The sequence below is a fragment of the Virgibacillus halodenitrificans genome (assembly GCF_001878675.1).
In the GTDB taxonomy this organism is placed as follows: Bacteria; Bacillota; Bacilli; order Bacillales; family Amphibacillaceae; genus Virgibacillus_Q; species Virgibacillus_Q halodenitrificans.
Genome location: NZ_CP017962.1, coordinates 1,641,015 through 1,660,706 on the forward strand (window position 1 = coordinate 1,641,015; position 19,692 = coordinate 1,660,706).

A 19,692-nucleotide genomic window follows, 5' to 3' on the forward strand; every position below is an offset into this window, starting at 1 on the left:
CCCCGAAAAGCGCAGTGTTTTCCGTAGCGGTGGTGTATTCAGATTCAATATTTCAGTGAACTTTCCAGCAACACAGTTATTTTTATACGCTAAAGACGAAAAGTTACGTCGCAGTTTATTTATTTTCCGATCATCGGAGACTGTAGTAAATATTATAGAACAATTTTATAGTTACTTAAGCAATAAAAAAAACGATCCTGGAGGATCGTTTTTTTTATTGGAAATTATGCACCTAAGCTGTTTACTTTTTTTGCTAAACGAGACTTTTGACGGTCACCGTTGTTCTTATGAATAATTCCTTTTTGTACAGCTTTGTCAATATGCTTTGCAGTAGATCTGAATGCAGATTTTGCATTTTCTGCATCATTTGCTTCAACTAATTTTTCTACACGTTTAATTTCTGAACGCATTGCAGATTTTTGTGCTTGGTTATTTGCATGTTTCTTATTGTTGACATCTACACGTTTAATCGCAGATTTAATATTAGCCATTGTTTCACCTCCTAAATTTCATAAAGCGTATAAAGTAAGACATTATCCTCAATTAAGTATTGGCTTTTAGCCCATTTCACTTTGTTAGTGGACAAAAGACATTTTACCAAACGAAAGGCATGTTTTCAATAGCTTTGATGCGTAATATGTTTTTTGTATTTTTTTACTACCTTTGCAGACCCTAAGAATGAAAGAAGCAGGAAAGGATGAGTTTGCTATGGATAATAAAAGTATACCACAAGTTAGAACGGATTTGGCCGTTGAAGCTAGAGATATGTATGTTGAAAAAGAAAAAAAGCAAAGTAATAGTAATCAAAATGAAATTAAAGGTGTAACGATTAAAGAAAGAAAACAAGAGGATATTAATATTTCTTATGTAGAGGTTGATGAAACTGGGGCAGAAATGATAGGCAAGAAACCTGGTACGTACGTTACTATTTATGCTGATGGGGTGAAACGCCAGGATACAGCTAGTCAGGAAGCTGCTGCAAAGGTTGTTGCAAAAGAGTTAGAGGAATTAATTAATAAAAATAATATACCCGTTACAGGGAAAGGTCTTATTGTAGGATTAGGAAATTGGAATGTAACTCCTGATGCCCTTGGACCTATGACAATGGAGAAAATTCTTGTCACAAGTCATTTATTTGAATTAGAGCATGAGACGGTTTCAGAAGGATATCGATCCGTAGCTGCAGTCACACCGGGAGTTATGGGTGTGACGGGGATAGAAACAAGTAACATTATCTTTGGTATCGTAGAAAAATTCAAACCTGATTTTGTGATTGCAGTAGACGCCCTTGCTTCAAGATCTATTGAACGAGTAAATGAAACAATTCAATTATCTGATGCCGGTATCCATCCGGGTTCAGGAGTAGGGAATAAAAGAAAGGAACTTAGTAAAGAGACTTTGGGAATTCCTGTTATTGCTATAGGTGTACCAACCGTCGTGGATGCTGTAACAATTACGAGTGACACAATAGACTTTTTATTAAAACATTTTGGAAGAGAATGGAAAGAGAAAGATCGCCCCTCGAAATCCTTAGCTCCAGCAAGTCTTTCTTTTGGTGAAAGAAAAAAGTTTACAGAAGAGGACTTACCCGATGAAGAGAAGAGAAGAACATTAATGGGTATGGTGGGAGGTCTTTCCGATGAAGAAAAGAGAAGTCTTATTACGGAAGTACTCACTCCAATGGGACACAATCTAATGGTAACCCCAAAGGAAGTGGATGGATTTATGATTGATATGGCTGAAGTAATTGCTAACGGGGTAAATGCTGCTTTGCATGAGAAAATAGATGTTAGTAATTTTACATCATACTCACGTTAAAATGGTAAGGACTCTACTAAGTCTAGCTTGAAAACATTTTGGTTCTATCTGCCTGATTCATCTCATAGATTATATCAATAGAGTATGATGCGGGGAAGGGTGGAACCATGATTTCAAATAGTAAAGGAAAGAAACAAATAAATCAGGTTTATAAACGAAGTGGTATATATATTATTAGCATCCTTAGTCTATTTGTTTTAATTGGAATCTTAACAACTGCGAAGCCTGCTTACAGAATTTCATCCCAGATGATAACGGAATGGACAAGCGATATGGACAGTTCTATATTTCTTTATTTATTAGGATTGGAAAACAGAGCATTTCAACAGGCATACCCTGAGGATAAAACCATCCCTAAACCAACAACTGCTTTGTTTCATATCGCAACAAATATTAAGCCGGATGACCCGCGTAGTTTACTGGGAAAGGAATTACCAGGCTTCTCCTTATTTGACAGCCGTGTCCTGATCGCGGGTGAAGGGACGAATTATACAAACCTTCCAATAGAATCGTCACCCCCCTTAGAAGAAGTGTTAAAAGAAAGGGAAGCTGTTTTGGATGAAGAGTCAGAAGAAGCTAAAGAAAAAGATGATAAGACGAAGAATGATGGCAAACCAACCACTGGAGATAAAGAGGTTGTTTATATTTATAATTCCCATAACAGAGAGTCCTTTCTACCCCATCTTCCCGGAGTAACTGACCCTGATTTAGCACATCATAAGGAAGTAAATATAACAAAGGTAAGTGATCGTCTTGCAGCTTCACTTGAAGCGGAAGGAATAGGGGCAACGGTTGATAATACAGATATTATGAGTATATTAAACGATAAAGGTTGGGGTTATGGACAATCGTATAAAGCATCTAGGGATGTTGTCAAAGAAGCTTTTGCTACGAACAAAGATATAAAATTTGCGTTTGACTTACACAGGGATTCCATTCAAGGAGAAGCTACTACGAAAAAGATTGATGGAAAGAATTATGCCAGAATCATGATTGTCATCGGAGCTGAGCATAAAGATTACGAGAAAAATTTAGCTTTGGCTACAAAATTGCACTACAAACTTGAGGACAAATATCCTGGTTTGAGTAGGGGTGTCTATCCAAAAAAAGGACCTGGAGTAAATGGTATTTATAATCAGGATTTATCCGAAAACTTACTTGTTCTTGAAATGGGCGGTGTTGACAACCATTTAGAAGAGCTATATCGCTCTGCAGATGCGCTTGCAGAGGTGTTTAGCGAATTTTATTGGGATGCAGAAAAAGTAAACTCTGACTCTTAAGGGGGAAAACAAATGGTACGCTCAATTATTGTTTTACTTTTGTTTGCCATATTCTTTTTAACAGGAACACTTTACGGCATGGATCATGCTCAGCCTATGGAAGGTGAAGGGGAGAGGGAGATACAGACTAATGCAGTGGAGACAAAGAAAACGAAAAAGGAACATGAAGCTAATACACAGGAAGTAATATACCAGAATCCAAAAGCAGTTAGTACAGAGCAAGTTGATGTAGCGGAACCAGTTAGCTTTGTTCAAAAAGCTGCAGCCTTTCTTGAAGCTGTAGTAAAAGGGTTCTATGAAGTATTGGTTCAACTTTTGTATCAAGTTTCAAAGCTATTCTTTTAGCAATAATAGTATCAATAGTTAATGAAAATAGCCCCTTTTACTAGTTTGTCATCTGTTTTGTTCTTGAATATAACTGCTTCAATTGCTATAATCAAGGCTAGTTATTGTCGACTAAAAGTTGAAGCTTATGTAGGAGTGAACATCACTAATGACAAAAAGACAAAGAAATGTGCGTAACTTCTCGATTATTGCCCATATCGACCATGGTAAATCAACATTGGCTGATCGGATATTGGAAAATACAAAAGCAATAACACAACGAGAAATGAAGGAACAATTATTGGATGCGATGGACCTTGAGAGAGAACGTGGAATAACTATAAAATTAAATGCGGTTCAACTTCAATATACAAGCAAGAGCGGCGAAGAATTTATTTTTCATTTAATTGATACTCCAGGGCATGTTGATTTTACATATGAAGTCTCCCGTAGTCTTGCTGCTTGTGAGGGTGCGATCCTTGTTGTAGACGCAGCACAGGGGATTGAAGCTCAGACTTTGGCCAATGTGTATCTTGCCCTAGATAATGATTTAGAAATAATTCCTGTTATTAACAAAATTGATCTGCCAAGCGCAGACCCTGAAAGAGTAAAGAAAGAGTTAGAGGATGTCATTGGAATTGATGGAGATGAAGTATTACTGGCATCAGCAAAGTCAAATATCGGGATTGAAGAAATATTAGAACGAATTACAGAGTCGGTGCCTGCCCCGGCTGGAGATCCGGAAGCTCCACTAAAAGCCCTCATTTTCGACTCGCTTTATGATCCTTATCGTGGTGTAGTAGCCTATATCTGTATTAAAGAAGGTTCTTTGAAATTAGGCGATAAAATCAGAATGATGGCTACAGGCAAGGAATTTGAGGTGAACGAAATTGGTGTCTTCAGTCCTAAGCCTATTAAAAAAGACAGTTTGACTGTAGGTGATGTAGGGTATTTAACTGCCTCCATCAAAAATGTTGGCGATTCCCGTGTTGGTGATACTATAACACACGCGAAGAAACAGGCAGACACTCCTTTACCAGGTTACAGAAAGCTTAATCCGATGGTGTTTTGCGGTCTATATCCTGTTGACTCTAATGATTATAATGATTTGCGAGAAGCACTCGAACGTTTGGAGCTTAATGACTCATCCCTTCAATATGAACCAGAAACATCGCAAGCACTTGGTTTCGGATTCCGTTGCGGTTTCTTAGGATTATTGCACATGGAAATAATTCAAGAGAGAATAGAGAGGGAATTTAAAATTGATTTAATTACCACAGCCCCAAGTGTAATATATGAGGTGGAGCAAACAAATGAAGAGCTTATTGAAATTGATAACCCTTCTGTAATGCCTGATCCTCAACAAATTAATGAAATAAGAGAGCCTTTCGTAAAGGCAACTATCATGGTTCCGAATGATTTTGTTGGTGCTGTGATGGAAATATCTCAAAAGAAGCGTGGGCAATTTATTGATATGGAGTATTTGGATGATATTCGGGTAAATGTAATTTACCATATCCCTTTATCTGAGATTGTTTATGATTTCTTTGATCAATTAAAATCACAAACCAAAGGATATGCTTCCTTTGATTATGAATTGATTGGATATCGAGCTTCAAACCTTGTTAAAATGGATATTCTCTTAAACGGAGAAACTATTGATGCGTTATCCTTCATCGTACACCGCGACTTTGCGTATGAACGTGGGAAGCAAATTGTCGATAAGTTAAAAGAGCTTATCCCAAGACAGCAATTTGAGGTTCCTGTTCAAGCAGCTATTGGTAACAAAATTGTGGCCAGGAGCACCATCAAGGCAATGCGTAAAAATGTACTTGCGAAATGTTATGGTGGCGATATTTCCCGTAAACGTAAATTGCTTGAAAAGCAAAAAGAGGGTAAAAAGCGCATGAAGATGGTAGGCTCAGTAGAAGTGCCGCAAGAAGCATTCATGGCTGTATTAGAAATGAATGATGATTAAGGAATAAGCTTACTCAAAGAAGGGAGGAAAAACCTGACAGTTTTTTATGCTGGAAGGTTTTTCTCTTTTATTTTGTCCAAAGGAGAAATGTTATGAATCTCATCCAATCTGTTTATATACACATCCCTTTCTGCCAGCAGATTTGCCACTACTGTGATTTTACTAAGTTTTTCTACAATGAGAAGCTGGCAACCGAGTACATTGTAGCGTTGAAAAAGGAAATGGACACGTATGTGGAAGGGAACAAAAATAAAGTTAAAACGATATTTATCGGTGGAGGAACTCCAACTGCACTTAACTTAGAGCAACTAGAGACTTTGCTCCAAGCTGTGGATGCTAAATTTGATGTCAATAGCTGTGAAGAATATACGATAGAAGCGAACCCAGGGGATTTCGATGAAGATAAGATAAATTTACTGAAAATGTATGGAGTAAATCGTATTTCTTTAGGAGTACAGGTTTTTGATGATAAAAAACTGAAAGAACTCGGGAGATTGCATACTGTGGAAGATGTTTACCGAACGGTAAATTTATTAAAAAGAAATAGTTTTACCAATATAAGTGTGGACCTTATCTATGCACTTCCCAACCAAACCGTGGCTGATTTTCGTAGAACCCTTGAGGAAGCAGTTGCTCTTAATTTGCCCCATTTGTCAACATATGCTTTACAGATTGAACCTAAAACGGTTTTTTATCAGCGGCATCAGAAGGGGAAGTTGCACCGTCCAGCACAAGAGGAAGAGGTTGAAATGTATGAGTTGTTGAAGCAAATAGCAAAAGCCAATGGCTTGAAACAATATGAAATCAGTAACTTTGCTAAAGAAGGTTTTGAAAGTGAACACAACTTAACATATTGGAACAACAAATACTATTATGGATTTGGCGCAGGTGCTTCTGGGTATCTTCCAGGAAAAAGAACAATTAACATTCGACCACTACCTAAATATATAAAGCAATCAATGCAAAACGGTCAACCCATTTTACATGTTGATGAGATAGGTTTAAAAGAGCAAATTGAAGAAGAACTATTCTTGGGCCTGCGTAAAACAAGCGGAGTTAGTAAAGTGGCCTTTATGCAGAAGTTTGGAATGGATCTGGTAAAACTCTATGAGCAATCTATTAATGAATTAACAAAAAAGAACTGGTTGGTGAATGCGGAAAGAAAACTTTATTTAACGGAAGAAGGAATGCTTCTGGCTAATGAAGTATTTGAAAGATTTTTACTGGACGAAGAACCATCAAAGAATAAAAATTGATTATTTTTATTAAAAGTTTCTTGTTTGAATTCATGTTTATTGACAAAGAAAATATGATTTGATAATTTAATAATAGCATTAGCACTCGACCTTCAAGAGTGCTAACAGAGGTGATCATCATGTTAACTGAAAGGCAATTGTTGATTCTGCAGGTCATTATTGATGATTTCATCGAGACAGCACATCCAGTTGGTTCTCGAGCTATTTCTAAGAAGGATAATATTCCATTTAGTGCTGCAACAATACGCAATGAAATGGCTGATTTGGAAGAAATGGGCTTTTTGGAAAAGACGCATACATCTTCTGGTCGAATTCCGTCCGAAAAAGGCTACAGATATTATGTTGATCACTTAATATCGCCTTTTTCAAACCAGCAAAGAAAGGGTAACGTAATTAAACACGTTCTTCAGGATGGGGTATTTGAATTTGAACAGATTGTTCAAATGTCAGCAGAAATGCTCTCTGAGCTTACCAATTATACTTCCATTATTTTGGGGCCGGAGATATATGAAACTAAATTAAAACAGGTACAAATAATTACATTGTCCTCGAATACAGCCGTAGCTATTCTAGTAACAAATACAGGTCATGTTGAACACCGGTCTTTTTCAATACCTAAAAAAATTAAAGCGTCTGAACTTGAAAAGATGGTTAACATTATGAATGATCGGTTGCATGGAGTACCTATCGTAAAGTTACCTGAAAAGTTTAATTCGGAAATAGCTTCTATTATGCGGAAGTATATTGAGGATTTTGATACATCCTACAATTATTTGAAAGCTGCTTTTCTTGCTGACTACCCTGTGAAGTTATATATAGGTGGAAAATCAAACATACTTATGCAGCCTGAGTTCAATGATGTAGATAAAATAAGGTCTTTCTATTCCATGATGGAAAATGAAGAAGAAATTGCAAATTTATTAAAGCAGAATCATGATGGGATAGAGGTATTCATTGGACAAGAAAACAAAGTAGACGCCATTAAGGATCTAAGTTTAATTACCGCTTCTTATCATTTGGGTGAAGGACAATTAGGAACGATCGCATTATTAGGGCCAACAAGGATGGAGTATCGTAAGGTCATTACATTGTTAAATATCTTATCAAATGAAATGACTGAGGCATTATATATGTGGTATAAAAACAACGGATAGAGTAAAGAGCTGATAGTTTTTCTTCTCTATTGGTCCATGTTATAGTGTAACGTGGCGATTTTAAAATGGAGGTGGCACGGATGGAAGAACAGGGAAATACTAACGAAAATGAAAAAAATCATGAAGATGGAAAAGTTGAAGTCCTTGATGCAGAGCAAGAAGGAAAAGATACTGCAGATGAGCAATTAAAATTACAAGAAGAAAATGAAGCATTAAAAAAGGAGAAAGATGAAGTCTTTCAACGTATGCTTCGTGTTCAGGCAGAGTTTGATAATTTTAAGAAACGTTCTCAGCGGGAAAAAGAAGCTGATAGGAAGTATAAGTCACAAGATTTAGTAAATGAATTATTACCTGCCGTGGATAATTTTGAAAGAGCATTACAAGTGGAAACAACTGAAGATAATGCTGGATTTGTAGAAGGTATCACTATGGTATACCGACAAATTAAAGAAGCTTTAAAATCTCAAGGTGTAGAAGAAATAGATTCAGTTGATAAAGAGTTTGACCCTAATCTTCACCACGCTGTTATGCAAGTGGAAGAGGAAGATAAAGAGCCCAACATAATTGTTGAAGAGCTGCAAAAGGGTTATGTGCTTAAAGATCGTGTTATTAGACCAGCTATGGTAAAAGTAAATAAATAATCTGGAAATGGTAGCTAAGGAGGAAATAGAAGATGAGTAAAATTATTGGCATCGACTTAGGAACAACAAATTCATGTGTATCTGTTATGGAAGGTGGGGAAGCTGTTGTTATCCCTAACCCGGAAGGAAACCGTACTACACCATCTGTTGTAGCTTTTAAAAATGGCGAAAGACAGGTAGGAGAAGTTGCAAAACGTCAGGCAATAACTAATCCAAATACAATCCAATCCGTTAAGAGACATATGGGTACCGACTATAAAGTAAAAATTGAAGATAAAGAATTTACTCCACAGGAAGTATCAGCAATTATCCTTCAGCACATTAAATCATACGCTGAAGATTACATTGGCGAAACAGTAGAAAAGGCAGTTATCACTGTACCAGCTTATTTTAATGATGCTGAACGTCAAGCAACAAAGGATGCTGGGAAAATAGCTGGACTTGAAGTAGAGCGTATTATAAACGAGCCTACTGCAGCTGCTTTGGCATACGGTATTGATAAAGATGATCAAGATCAAACAATTCTTGTTTATGACTTAGGTGGCGGTACATTCGACGTTTCCATCTTAGACATCGGTGATGGCACATTTGAGGTAGTCTCAACTGCCGGGGATAACCGTCTGGGTGGAGATGATTTTGATGAAGTAATTATTAACCACATGGTTCAAGAATTCAAAAAAGAAAATGGTATAGACTTATCAAAAGATAAAATGGCAACACAACGTTTGAAAGATGCAGCAGAAAAAGCAAAAAAAGATCTTTCCGGTGTATCACAAACTCAAATTTCATTACCATTTATCACAGCTGGGGAAGCTGGACCATTGCATTTGGAAATGAACTTAACACGTGCTAAGTTTGAAGAATTATCTTCTGACCTAGTAGAACGCACAATGGTGCCAACACGTAAAGCACTATCTGATGCTAGTCTATCTGCAAATGATATTCATAAAGTAATTCTTGTAGGTGGATCTACTCGAATCCCTGCAGTTCAAGAGGCTATTAAGCGTGAAATCGGTCAAGAACCTTCTAAAGGAGTAAATCCTGATGAAGTAGTAGCATTAGGGGCTGCTATCCAAGGTGGAGTGTTGCAAGGAGACGTAAAAGACGTAGTACTACTTGATGTTACTCCATTATCATTAGGTATTGAAACAATGGGATCTGTATTTACGAAGTTAATTGAACGAAATACAACAATCCCTACAAGCCATTCCCAAGTATTCTCTACCGCTGCAGATAATCAAACAGCAGTAGATATTCATGTCCTTCAAGGGGAACGTGAGATGGCAGCAGATAATAAAACATTAGGTCGTTTTCAACTAACTGATATTCCACCAGCACCACGTGGAGTGCCACAAATTGAAGTATCTTTCGATATTGATGCAAACGGAATCGTAAATGTTAGAGCAAAAGATATGGGTACGAATAAAGAACAATCAATCACAATTAAATCATCTTCTGGTCTTTCTGATGAAGAAGTTGATCGCATGGTTAAAGAAGCAGAAGAAAATGCGGAAGAAGATAAAAAACGCCGTGAGGAAATTGAACTTCGTAATGAAGCTGATCAACTAATCTTCACTACAGATAAAACGATTAAAGATCTTGGGGAAAAAGTATCTGATGAAGAAAAAGAAAAAGCGGAGAAGGCAAAAGAAGAACTTAAATCTGCTTTAGAATCAGATGATCAAGAACAAATTAAAGAGAAGAAAGAAGCTTTAGAAGAACAAGTGCAGCAACTTTCTGTTAAAATGTATGAACAAATGCAACAAGAAGCTCAGGCTCAGCAAGGTCAAGAAGACCAAGGTTCTGATGATGATGTTGTAGATGCAGACTACCAGGAAGTAGATGAGGAAAAAGACGAGAAAGATAATAAATAAAATAGCTTAATTATAAAAGTCAAAGTCAGGATTCTCTTGGCTTTGGCTTTTTTTAAGAGCAGGATTTTGTTGCTTTGAAAATGGAGCTAATTTGCCACGCATGGTAAATTAATGATAAGATTAATTTTATGCAAAAGTTGTGTCGGGAGAGTGATTTTTAAGTGAGTAAGCGTGATTATTATGACGTGCTTGGTGTAGAAAAAGGCGCGTCTAAAGATGAAGTAAAAAAAGCGTATAGAAAATTAGCACGGAAATATCATCCGGATGTAAATAAAGAAGAGGATGCAGCTGATAAGTTTAAAGAAGCGAAGGAAGCTTATGAAGTACTAAGTGATGAGCAAAAACGTGCACAATATGATCAATTTGGCCACGCAGGTGCACAAGGTCAAGGCTTCGGAGGTTTCGGAGGCGGAGCACAAGACTTTGGTGGATTTGGTGATATTTTCGATATGTTCTTTGGTGGCGGTGGCCGCAGAAGAGATCCGAATGCTCCTCAACAAGGCGCTGACCTCCAATATACAATGGTACTAGACTTTGAAGAGGCTATTTTTGGAAAAGAAGAGGATATAATTATTCCGAAAGAAGAAACGTGTGAAACATGTGATGGGTCAGGTGCGAAGCCAGGCACGAAAACAAAGACATGTTCACATTGTAATGGATCAGGACAGTTAAATACAGAGCAAAATACACCTTTTGGTAGAGTAGTAAATAAAAGAGTATGTCATTACTGTAATGGTACAGGGAAAATCATTCCTGAGAAATGTGGTACATGTGGTGGCGCCGGTAAAGTGAAGAAGAACAAAACAATTCATATTAGTATTCCGGCAGGCATTGATGAAGGTCAACAAATTAGAGTGGCAGGTAAAGGAGAAGCCGGTATCAATGGTGGACCTCCAGGAGACTTATATGTAGTTGTTCAAGTAAAACCACATGACTTCTTTGAAAGAGAAGGAGACCATATATTCTGTGAGCTACCACTCACTTACGCACAAGCAGCTTTGGGGGATGAAGTGGAAGTTCCAACTGTGCATGGTAAAGTAATGTTGAAAGTTCCCGCTGGAACTCAGACAGGTAAGACATTCAGAATGAGAGGGAAAGGTTCTCCAAATGTTCGTGGTTACGGTCATGGTGATCAGCATATTAAGGTGAAGGTGATGACACCGACAAATCTTACTGACCGTCAGAAAGAGCTATTAAGAGAGTTTAATGAAATAGGTGGAAATGAAGCTACTGAAGAACAGGATAGTTCACTTTTCCAAAGGTTCAAAAAAGCTTTTAAAAGTGAATAAATAATCTTATTATATGGAATAGCATGACATATAATTTTAAATTAGAAATGAGTGATCTTTTTTGAATTGGTCGGAGATCTGTATCCATACAACAAATGAAGCAATTGAACCTATCTCTAATATACTTCATGAAACAGGTGCAAGTGGGTTGGTAATTGAAGACCCACTTGACCTTGTTAAGGAAAGAGATGCCTTTTTCGGTGAATTATTCGAATTGGATCCTTCTGAATACCCGGAAGAGGGAGTACGCATTAAAGCTTATCTGCCAGTGAATAGTTTTTTAAGTGAAACTATTGAAGAAATAAAACAAGCAATTAATAATTTATCGACTTATGGAATAGAACTGGGGCAGAATACGATTTCCTTAAATGAAGTAGACGAGGAGGAATGGTCTACAGCATGGAAAAAGTACTATAAACCTGTTAAAATATCTAAGAGGATTACCATAACTCCAACGTGGGAAGATTATGAGCCAGTTTCCTCTGATGAGGTGATCATTGAACTGGATCCAGGTATGGCATTTGGTACAGGAACCCATCCGACTACGGTATTAAGTATTCAAGCTTTAGAGAATTTCTTGAGTAAAGGTGATACTGTTATTGATGTTGGATCCGGTTCTGGTGTTTTAAGTATTGCTGCTGCTTTACTAGGTGCGGAAAGTGTGCAAGCATATGATCTCGATGATGTAGCTGTAACAAGTACGAAATTTAATGTAGAACTAAATAAACTTAGTGACAAGATTCAAGCAGAACAAAAAAACCTGTTAGAATCTGTGCATACAGAAGCGGATATTATTGTATCTAATATTTTAGCAGAAATTATCGTTCAATTTATTGATGAAGCTTGGGAAAGATTAAAACCAGGTGGATACTTCATAACTTCAGGAATAATTCAAAATAAGAAGCAAATGGTAAAAACTGATTTAGAAGTAAAAGGCTTTGAAATTATTCAGATAAATGAAATGGAAGAATGGATTTCAATTGTAGCACGAAAGAATGTTTCATAATTCTTGTGACGGAAGAGAGGGCTTGAATTGCAACGCTACTTTGTATCTGAAACAGGGTGGGGTACAAATGAGGTAACCATTCTTGGAGAAGATGTTCATCATATTAATAGAGTAATGCGCTATAAAGAAGGTACCAATATAATCTGTAATCACCCTGATGGCAGAGCAGCTATTTGTGAGCTTTTAGTTATTACAGCAGATAGTGTACAAGCAGAAATCAAACAATGGTTGAATGAAAACGTGGAGTTGCCAATTCAAGTAACTGTTGCTCAAGGCTTACCAAAAGGTGATAAACTAGAGTTGATTTTGCAGAAAGGAACGGAATTAGGCGCATATGCTTTTATTCCTTTTCAAGCAGAACGCTCTATTGTTAACTGGGATAAAAAAAAGCAAGAAAAAAAGTTAATTCGTTTTAATAAAATTGTCAAAGAGGCAAGTGAGCAAAGCCATCGTAATCAAATCCCAACAATATATAGCACCATAACCGTAGAGCGTTTAATTGAAGAAAGTTCCAAATATGACGTAAAACTGTATGCGTACGAAGAACAAGCTAAGGTGTCGGATTATAAGTCATTTGGTACAGTATTAGAAAACGTTACAATTACGGATAAAATACTTATCTGTATTGGTCCAGAGGGTGGTTTTTCTCCAAAAGAAGCTGAAAAACTAAATGATAATGGCTTTCAGGCTATACGTTTAGGCCCTCGAATTTTGCGAACTGAAACTGCAGCTTTATATGCTTTAGCAAGCATTTCCTATCATTTTGAAGAATTGAGGTGTGATTCATGACAACAGTGGCATTTCATACATTGGGTTGTAAAGTGAATCATTATGAAACGGAAGGCATCTGGCGAATGTTTAAGGAACATGGATATGAGCGAGTGGATTTTGATCATGACGCCGATGTTTATGTAATTAATACGTGTACCGTCACAAATACCGGAGATAAAAAAAGCAGACAGGTAATTCGACGAGCTATACGTAAAAATCCTGAAGGAATTGTGTGTGTAACCGGGTGTTATGCCCAGACGTCTCCAGGTGAAATAATGGAGATCCCTGGAGTGGATATTGTTGTGGGGACACAGGACCGGAAAAATATGCTTCAATATATTGAAGAACATAAAAAGACCAGAGAACCAATCAATGGTGTAACAAATATAATGAAAAATCGTGTTTTCGAAGAGATGGATGTCCCTGAATTTACTGACAGAACTAGAGCTTCGTTGAAAATACAGGAAGGCTGCAACAATTTTTGTACCTTTTGTATTATACCATGGTCAAGAGGATTACTCCGCTCAAGGGATCCGGAAAGTGTAGTAGACCAAGCCCAAAAGCTAGTTGATGCTGGTTACAAGGAAATTGTGTTGACAGGAATTCATACAGCAGGCTATGGAGAAGACATGACTGATTATAATTTCGCTATGTTGCTGAATGATCTTGAAACAAAGGTAAAAGGATTAAAGCGAATTCGTATCTCTTCCATCGAGGCAAGTCAGATAACGGATGAAGTGATTGAGGCACTTGATCAATCGGAAAAAATTGTCCGTCACCTTCATATTCCACTGCAATCTGGTTCTGATAGTGTACTTGCAAGAATGAGGAGAAAATATTCCAGTCAATTCTATAAAGAAAAAGTAGAAAAAATAAAAAAAGCATTACCTGGATTGGCGATAACCTCAGATGTTATTGTTGGGTTTCCTGGTGAAACAGACGAAGAGTTTATGGAGACATACGATTTTATTAAAGATATTGGCTTTTCTGAATTACATGTCTTTCCGTTTTCGCGAAGAACTGGGACTCCTGCCGCTAGGATGAATAATCAAGTGAATGAAGAACTGAAAAATGAACGTGTACACCAGTTAATTGAGTTATCAAATCAATTGGCTAAACAATATGCTGCTAATTATGAAGATGAAGTTTTGGAAGTTATTCCAGAAGAACATTCCGAAGACCCTCTACGGCCTGAATTACTTATTGGTTATACGGATAATTATTTAAAAGTCCAATTTGAAGGTACTCCAGACATGATTGGAAAGATTGTTAGAGTTAAGTTAACTAAAGCCGGGTATCCAATCAATGAAGGTAAATTCGTTAAAATTATGGACAATGCTACACATTCGATGGCAAAGTCTGTAATAAACTAGAATCTGACCTTAATTTTTTTAAAGATAATCCGAATGCTTCATTTTTGTAATGAAGTAGTTCGGATTTTTTGCTCAAAAATACCGGTAACAATTAATAAAATTTGTTGTTTTTATTCTGTCATGCTATGATGAATTTAGAGGTACGTACAACATAGGAGAGGAAGTAATAATGATGAATAATGAGTTAGCAAAATATATTGATCACACCCAATTAAAGCCTGACACTACAAAGGATAGTATAGAAAAACTAGTTGCAGAGGCGAAGGAATATGAATTTGCCTCCGTATGTGTGAACCCATCATGGGTGCCGTTTTGTTATGAAAAGTTAAAGGATACTAATGTGAAGGTATGTACAGTGATCGGTTTTCCTTTAGGTGCTACTTCAACTCAATCAAAAGTATTTGAGACAGAGCAGGCTATAAAAGATGGAGCTACAGAAGTTGATATGGTTATAAATATTGGCCTTTTGAAATCGGGTGAGGATGATCCGGTTAAACAGGATATCGCTGCAGTAGTAAAAGCTGCGGAAAATAAAGCTTTAACAAAAGTGATTATTGAAACATCCTTATTGACAGAGGACGAAAAAATTCGTGCTTGTAAATTAGCCAAAGAAGCTGGGGCTGATTTCGTGAAGACATCTACTGGCTTTTCTACAGGAGGAGCTACTGTGGAGGATATAAAACTAATGAGAAAAACTGTCGGAAGTGACCTGGGTGTTAAAGCTTCCGGTGGAGTAAGAGATCTGGAAACAACTAAGGCAATGATTGATGCTGGTGCCACGAGAATTGGCGCAAGTGCTGGTGTTGATATTATACATGGCGGTAGTGGAACTTCTGACTACTAATATAAAAATGTATAAAAATGAAGCTTTATGTAAATAATCTGTTGACCTGTATGGATGAATATATTATAATTTAAAAAGGCATGTGACAGAAGTTCATATGCTGGTACAATCCTGTTTTGTGCTTCGGAGGGAGGGAAATTAGCATGTCAAATACAACTCGCGTTCGTAAAAACGAGTCTCTTGAGGATGCTCTTCGTCGCTTCAAGCGTAGTGTATCAAAAAGTGGTACACTGCAAGAATATCGTAAGCGTGAACACTATGAGAAACCAAGTGTTCGTCGTAAAAAGAAATCTGAAGCTGCTAGAAAGCGTAAATTCTAAAGAGGGTGCAAAAGCATGACATTACTTGAACAGCTGAATCAAGATATGAAGCAGGCAATGAAGAACAAGGATAAAGAAACGTTAAGTGTTATACGTATGGTGAAGGCTTCATTGCAGAATGAATCAATAAAACTTGGTAAAGACTCTCTTACAGAGGACGAAGAATTAACCATTTTGTCCAGAGAAGTCAAACAAAGAAAAGATTCCCTCCAAGAATTCAAATCAGCTGGACGCGATGATCTTGTTGAAAAGCTTGAAAGAGAAATTAATATTTTACAAGAATATATGCCAAAACAGCTTACAACTGAAGAGCTGGAGGCCATTGTTCAGTCAACGATTCAGGAAGTAAATGCAACATCTAAAAAAGATATGGGTAAAGTAATGAGTGCGGTTATGCCTAAAGTCAAGGGAAAGGCAGATGGCTCTCAAATCAACGAAATTGTGCAAAAACAGTTAAATTAAGCTTAATGATAAGATCTTTGCTGCCAAAGTAGCAAAGATCTTTTTCGTATTTAAGGAAAAAATTTTGACTTGAGGTTTTTGCTCGAGGCTGGCACGAGTTTATCATGGCTTTTAATTTGTATGTTCTTGGTGCTTTGTTCCATTTCTAAGTAAATGAATGAAGAGACTATCTTCGTAAAGCTCCTTATGATACGATTGAAATAAAATTAATTTAAAAATAATTTATGTATTTGAAACCAATTACATAATATATTCGTAAGTAACATAATAAGGGAGGTGATTTTACTTGCCGCTAAAGAAAATGGTAAGGTACATACTTTTTACTTTTATAGTATTGTTGCTTTTTTGCACTGAAAATGGCATTCCTGTAAAGGCAGCAGAAGACGGAAGTGGAAAATCAGTATATTTTATACCAATTGAAAGGGAAGTAGAGAGAGGGCTTGAGGCATTTCTATCTCGTACTACCGAGGAAGCTATAGAAAATGGTGCCGATCATATTGTTTTTGAAATTGATACTCCAGGCGGTAGGGTTGATTCAGCTGGTCAAATCGCAAAGCTCCTTCAGGATCTGGATATACCGACAACTTCTTTTATTGTTAATCAAGCTTTGTCAGCAGGTTCCTATATTGCTCTAAACACGGATAACATATATATGAAGCCACAAGCGACAATGGGTGCTAGTGGTGTTATTAATTCAGATGGTACTGCTGCCGATAAGAAAGCTCAGTCAGCCTGGTTAGCGGCGATGAAAAGTGCCGCAGAGTCAAAGGGAAGAGATCCCATTTATGCAGCGGCTATGGCAGATAGCAGCATCGATTTACCAGAATATGATGCTGGGAAAGGAAAGTTTTTAACACTTGGACCTACTGAAGCAGTGAAAGTTAATTATGCTAAAGCAGTAGTGGACGATCGTGTAGAGTTATTACATGAATTGGGTCTGTCGAATGCTGCTGTAGTTGAAAAAGAACCTACATTTTCAGAAGAAGTTGCCAGATTTCTTACAAATCCAGTTGTGATACCTATATTATTGTCTGTGGCAAGTCTTGGCTTAATTGTGGAATTATACTCTCCGGGTTTTGGAGTTCCTGGAACGATGGGCTTAGTAGCATTGGTATTGTTTTTTTACGGACATATTGTAGCTGGATTAGCTGGGATGGAGGCAATTATATTACTTATCTTAGGAATTGCGCTAATCATAGCTGAATTTTTTCTCCCTGGCGGTATTGCTGGTTTATTAGGGATAGGTGCAATTATCGGCTCATTGCTTATGTCAGGTTACGATTTGGGTCATATGGCTATGAGTATAAGCATTGCATTTCTAGTAACTCTTATTGTGTCCATCATTTTATTTAGAAGAATTGGTATGGATAAAGGAGTTTTCCGCCATATTATTTTAAAAGAACAAACTACCACTGAATTAGGCTATGTTTCTTCTGTAAATCGCCTGGAATTGATTGGCTTAGAGGGAAGAACTGTAACGCCTTTACGGCCCTCTGGGACTGCTGTTTTTGATAATGAACGGCTAGATGTTATTTCCGAAGGTGGTTATATAGATGCAAATAGAAATATTAAGGTAATAAAAGTAGAAGGTGTACGTATTGTAGTTAGAGAAATCTAATTTATAATAAATAAATATGTAACAGGAGGAAGATGGAATGGAATTATATGATCTTATGCCATTGATTATCATTGCGGTAATTCTAATTGTATTGGCAATTCTATTTACTTTTATCCCAGTAATGCTCTGGATCAGCGCATTGGCTGCAGGTGTAAAAGTCGGGATATTTACTCTAATAGGTATGCGTTTAAGACGCGTTGTACCTAACAGGGTAATTAACCCATTAATTAAGGCTCATAAAGCTGGGCTAGATGTTAAAACGAACCAATTAGAGAGTCACTATTTAGCTGGTGGTAATGTTGACAGGGTAGTAAACGCCTTAATTGCTGCACACCGTGCGAATATTGAATTGCCGTTCGAAAGAGGAGCAGCAATAGACTTGGCAGGACGCGATGTTTTGGAAGCAGTTCAAATGAGTGTAAACCCTAAAGTTATTGAAACACCATTTATTGCGGGTATTGCTATGGATGGAATTGAAGTTAAAGCAAAAGCGCGGATAACTGTTCGTGCAAACATTGACCGTCTCGTAGGTGGTGCAGGAGAAGATACTGTAATTGCCCGTGTTGGGGAAGGTGTTGTAAGTACCATAGGTAGTTCGGAGGCTCATACGAAAGTTCTGGAAAATCCTGACTCAATCTCCCACAATGTCTTAAATAGAGGTTTGGATGCAGGTACAGCATTTGAAATTCTCTCCATTGATATTGCGGATGTGGACATCGGCAAAAACATTGGTGCGATTCTACAAACTGACCAAGCTGAAGCGGATAAAAACATCGCACAGGCCAAAGCAGAAGAACGCCGTGCAATGGCAGTTGCACAAGAGCAAGAAATGGTGGCGCGTGTTCAAGAAATGAGGGCGAAAGTAGTAGAAGCAGAGGCTGATGTACCTTTGGCGTTAGCTGAAGCGTTACGTTCTGGAAATTTAGGTGTGATGGATTATATGAACTATAAAAATATCGATGCAGATACAGATATGCGAGACACCATTGGTAAATTAACCCAAGAAAACCATGATGATAATGATCAATAATTAGGTGATATTGCAGCATAAGGAGGGATTTTATGGATGTAATATCTGACTTCTTTGAAGCTATTGCCAGTAATTTTTTCATTATAGCTTTAATTATTGGAGGTATTATTAGTTTTATGAAAGATAATACCTCAAAAGGTAAGAAGCAGGAACCGTTTAATAGGCCGGAAAGTTCTCCCCAAAAGCAGCCTTATTCTCAGCCAACAGTTCAAAATGAACAGCTGGAAACTCAAAGCCAAGCTGAAGAATTAGGCAACACATTGGCAGAGCAACAGAGAAAACGTATGGAAGAGCTAGCTGAGAGAGAGCAAGTATATTCTGCTCGATCAAAGGATGAGATCAATAGGCATGATGCCATTTTGGGTAATACTTCCAAACAACCGTCGGAAGTTGCACTATCCCATAAACAAAGAAAGTTTAAAAAACAAGTCACTGCTAACTTTGAGAAAAAAGGATTGGCAAATGGAATTATTATGTCAGAAATCCTTGGCCCCCCAAGAGCAGTAAAGCCTTACAAGTCAGTAGTACAACAACGTAGAAAATAATAATAGAAAAGCCTTTAGCCAAAGTAAAAGTACTTTTTGGCTAAAGGCTTTTTTAGTTTGATATGTTCTTAAATTACCGCAAGATACATAAATATATAAATGGAGAGGG

19 protein-coding genes are annotated in these 19,692 nt (G+C 37.2%); 18 read left to right on the forward strand and 1 reads right to left on the reverse strand.

Going from position 1 to position 19,692, the window contains the following annotated elements:
- Positions 1–224 precede the first annotated feature (224 nt).
- Entirely contained in the window at positions 225–491 is a 267-nt protein-coding gene (gene rpsT / locus BME96_RS08560) for a 30S ribosomal protein S20 (protein ID WP_019378005.1), read from the reverse strand.
- Positions 492–708: 217 nt separating this feature from the next.
- Between rpsT and gpr the strand changes: the two genes are divergently transcribed.
- The 18 genes from gpr (at position 709) to BME96_RS08650 (ending at position 19,583) form a co-directional block, all read left to right on the forward strand.
- On the forward strand, positions 709–1,818 hold the full coding sequence (gpr, locus tag BME96_RS08565) for a GPR endopeptidase (RefSeq protein ID WP_026041441.1): 1,110 nt from the start codon (positions 709–711) through the stop codon (positions 1,816–1,818).
- A 107-nt stretch (positions 1,819–1,925) separates the two neighbouring features.
- Positions 1,926–3,098 carry a stage II sporulation protein P gene (spoIIP, locus tag BME96_RS08570; RefSeq protein WP_019378003.1) on the forward strand — a complete coding sequence of 391 codons (1,173 nt, stop codon included), beginning with the start codon at positions 1,926–1,928 and terminating at the stop codon, positions 3,096–3,098.
- 12 nt (positions 3,099–3,110) lie between these two features.
- Positions 3,111–3,443, forward strand: coding sequence for a DUF3679 domain-containing protein (locus BME96_RS08575; RefSeq protein ID WP_019378002.1), 333 nt, complete (start codon positions 3,111–3,113; stop codon positions 3,441–3,443).
- Positions 3,444–3,591: 148 nt separating this feature from the next.
- Positions 3,592–5,400, forward strand: a complete 1,809-nt coding sequence (lepA, locus tag BME96_RS08580; RefSeq protein ID WP_019378001.1) for a translation elongation factor 4 — start codon at positions 3,592–3,594, stop codon at positions 5,398–5,400.
- A 92-nt stretch (positions 5,401–5,492) separates the two neighbouring features.
- A complete protein-coding gene (gene hemW, locus BME96_RS08585) occupies positions 5,493–6,656 on the forward strand; it encodes a radical SAM family heme chaperone HemW (RefSeq protein ID WP_071648869.1) in 1,164 nt (387 codons plus the stop codon).
- A gap of 119 nt (positions 6,657–6,775) precedes the next feature.
- A complete protein-coding gene (gene hrcA, locus BME96_RS08590) occupies positions 6,776–7,810 on the forward strand; it encodes a heat-inducible transcriptional repressor HrcA (protein WP_019377999.1) in 1,035 nt (344 codons plus the stop codon).
- A gap of 80 nt (positions 7,811–7,890) precedes the next feature.
- Positions 7,891–8,451, forward strand: a complete 561-nt coding sequence (grpE, locus tag BME96_RS08595) for a nucleotide exchange factor GrpE (protein ID WP_019377998.1) — start codon at positions 7,891–7,893, stop codon at positions 8,449–8,451.
- 32 nt (positions 8,452–8,483) lie between these two features.
- Positions 8,484–10,325 carry a molecular chaperone DnaK gene (gene dnaK / locus BME96_RS08600; RefSeq protein ID WP_019377997.1) on the forward strand — a complete coding sequence of 614 codons (1,842 nt, stop codon included), beginning with the start codon at positions 8,484–8,486 and terminating at the stop codon, positions 10,323–10,325.
- Positions 10,326–10,486: 161 nt separating this feature from the next.
- A complete protein-coding gene (gene dnaJ, locus BME96_RS08605) occupies positions 10,487–11,614 on the forward strand; it encodes a molecular chaperone DnaJ (RefSeq protein WP_071648870.1) in 1,128 nt (375 codons plus the stop codon).
- Positions 11,615–11,675: 61 nt separating this feature from the next.
- Positions 11,676–12,620, forward strand: coding sequence for a 50S ribosomal protein L11 methyltransferase (gene prmA, locus BME96_RS08610; protein WP_071648871.1), 945 nt, complete (start codon positions 11,676–11,678; stop codon positions 12,618–12,620).
- A gap of 27 nt (positions 12,621–12,647) precedes the next feature.
- Positions 12,648–13,409: a 16S rRNA (uracil(1498)-N(3))-methyltransferase gene (locus tag BME96_RS08615; protein ID WP_071648872.1), complete on the forward strand. Its 762-nt coding sequence runs from the start codon at positions 12,648–12,650 to the stop codon at positions 13,407–13,409.
- A complete protein-coding gene (mtaB, locus tag BME96_RS08620) occupies positions 13,406–14,764 on the forward strand; it encodes a tRNA (N(6)-L-threonylcarbamoyladenosine(37)-C(2))-methylthiotransferase MtaB (protein WP_040955285.1) in 1,359 nt (452 codons plus the stop codon). Before BME96_RS08615 ends, mtaB begins: the two co-directional genes overlap by 4 nt.
- A 172-nt stretch (positions 14,765–14,936) precedes the next feature.
- Positions 14,937–15,608 (forward strand): deoxyribose-phosphate aldolase, encoded by a 672-nt coding sequence (deoC, locus tag BME96_RS08625; RefSeq protein WP_026041440.1) that lies wholly within the window; start codon positions 14,937–14,939, stop codon positions 15,606–15,608.
- 143 nt (positions 15,609–15,751) lie between these two features.
- Positions 15,752–15,928 (forward strand): 30S ribosomal protein S21, encoded by a 177-nt coding sequence (gene rpsU / locus BME96_RS08630; protein ID WP_019377991.1) that lies wholly within the window; start codon positions 15,752–15,754, stop codon positions 15,926–15,928.
- A 15-nt stretch (positions 15,929–15,943) separates the two neighbouring features.
- Positions 15,944–16,390 carry a GatB/YqeY domain-containing protein gene (locus BME96_RS08635; protein ID WP_019377990.1) on the forward strand — a complete coding sequence of 149 codons (447 nt, stop codon included), beginning with the start codon at positions 15,944–15,946 and terminating at the stop codon, positions 16,388–16,390.
- Positions 16,391–16,691: 301 nt separating this feature from the next.
- Positions 16,692–18,008 (forward strand): NfeD family protein, encoded by a 1,317-nt coding sequence (locus BME96_RS08640; protein WP_033354020.1) that lies wholly within the window; start codon positions 16,692–16,694, stop codon positions 18,006–18,008.
- A gap of 37 nt (positions 18,009–18,045) precedes the next feature.
- Complete coding sequence (gene floA / locus BME96_RS08645; protein WP_019377988.1) at positions 18,046–19,038, forward strand: flotillin-like protein FloA; 993 nt, start codon at positions 18,046–18,048, stop codon at positions 19,036–19,038.
- A gap of 32 nt (positions 19,039–19,070) precedes the next feature.
- Positions 19,071–19,583, forward strand: a complete 513-nt coding sequence (locus tag BME96_RS08650; protein WP_071648873.1) for a hypothetical protein — start codon at positions 19,071–19,073, stop codon at positions 19,581–19,583.
- Positions 19,584–19,692 lie beyond the last annotated feature (109 nt).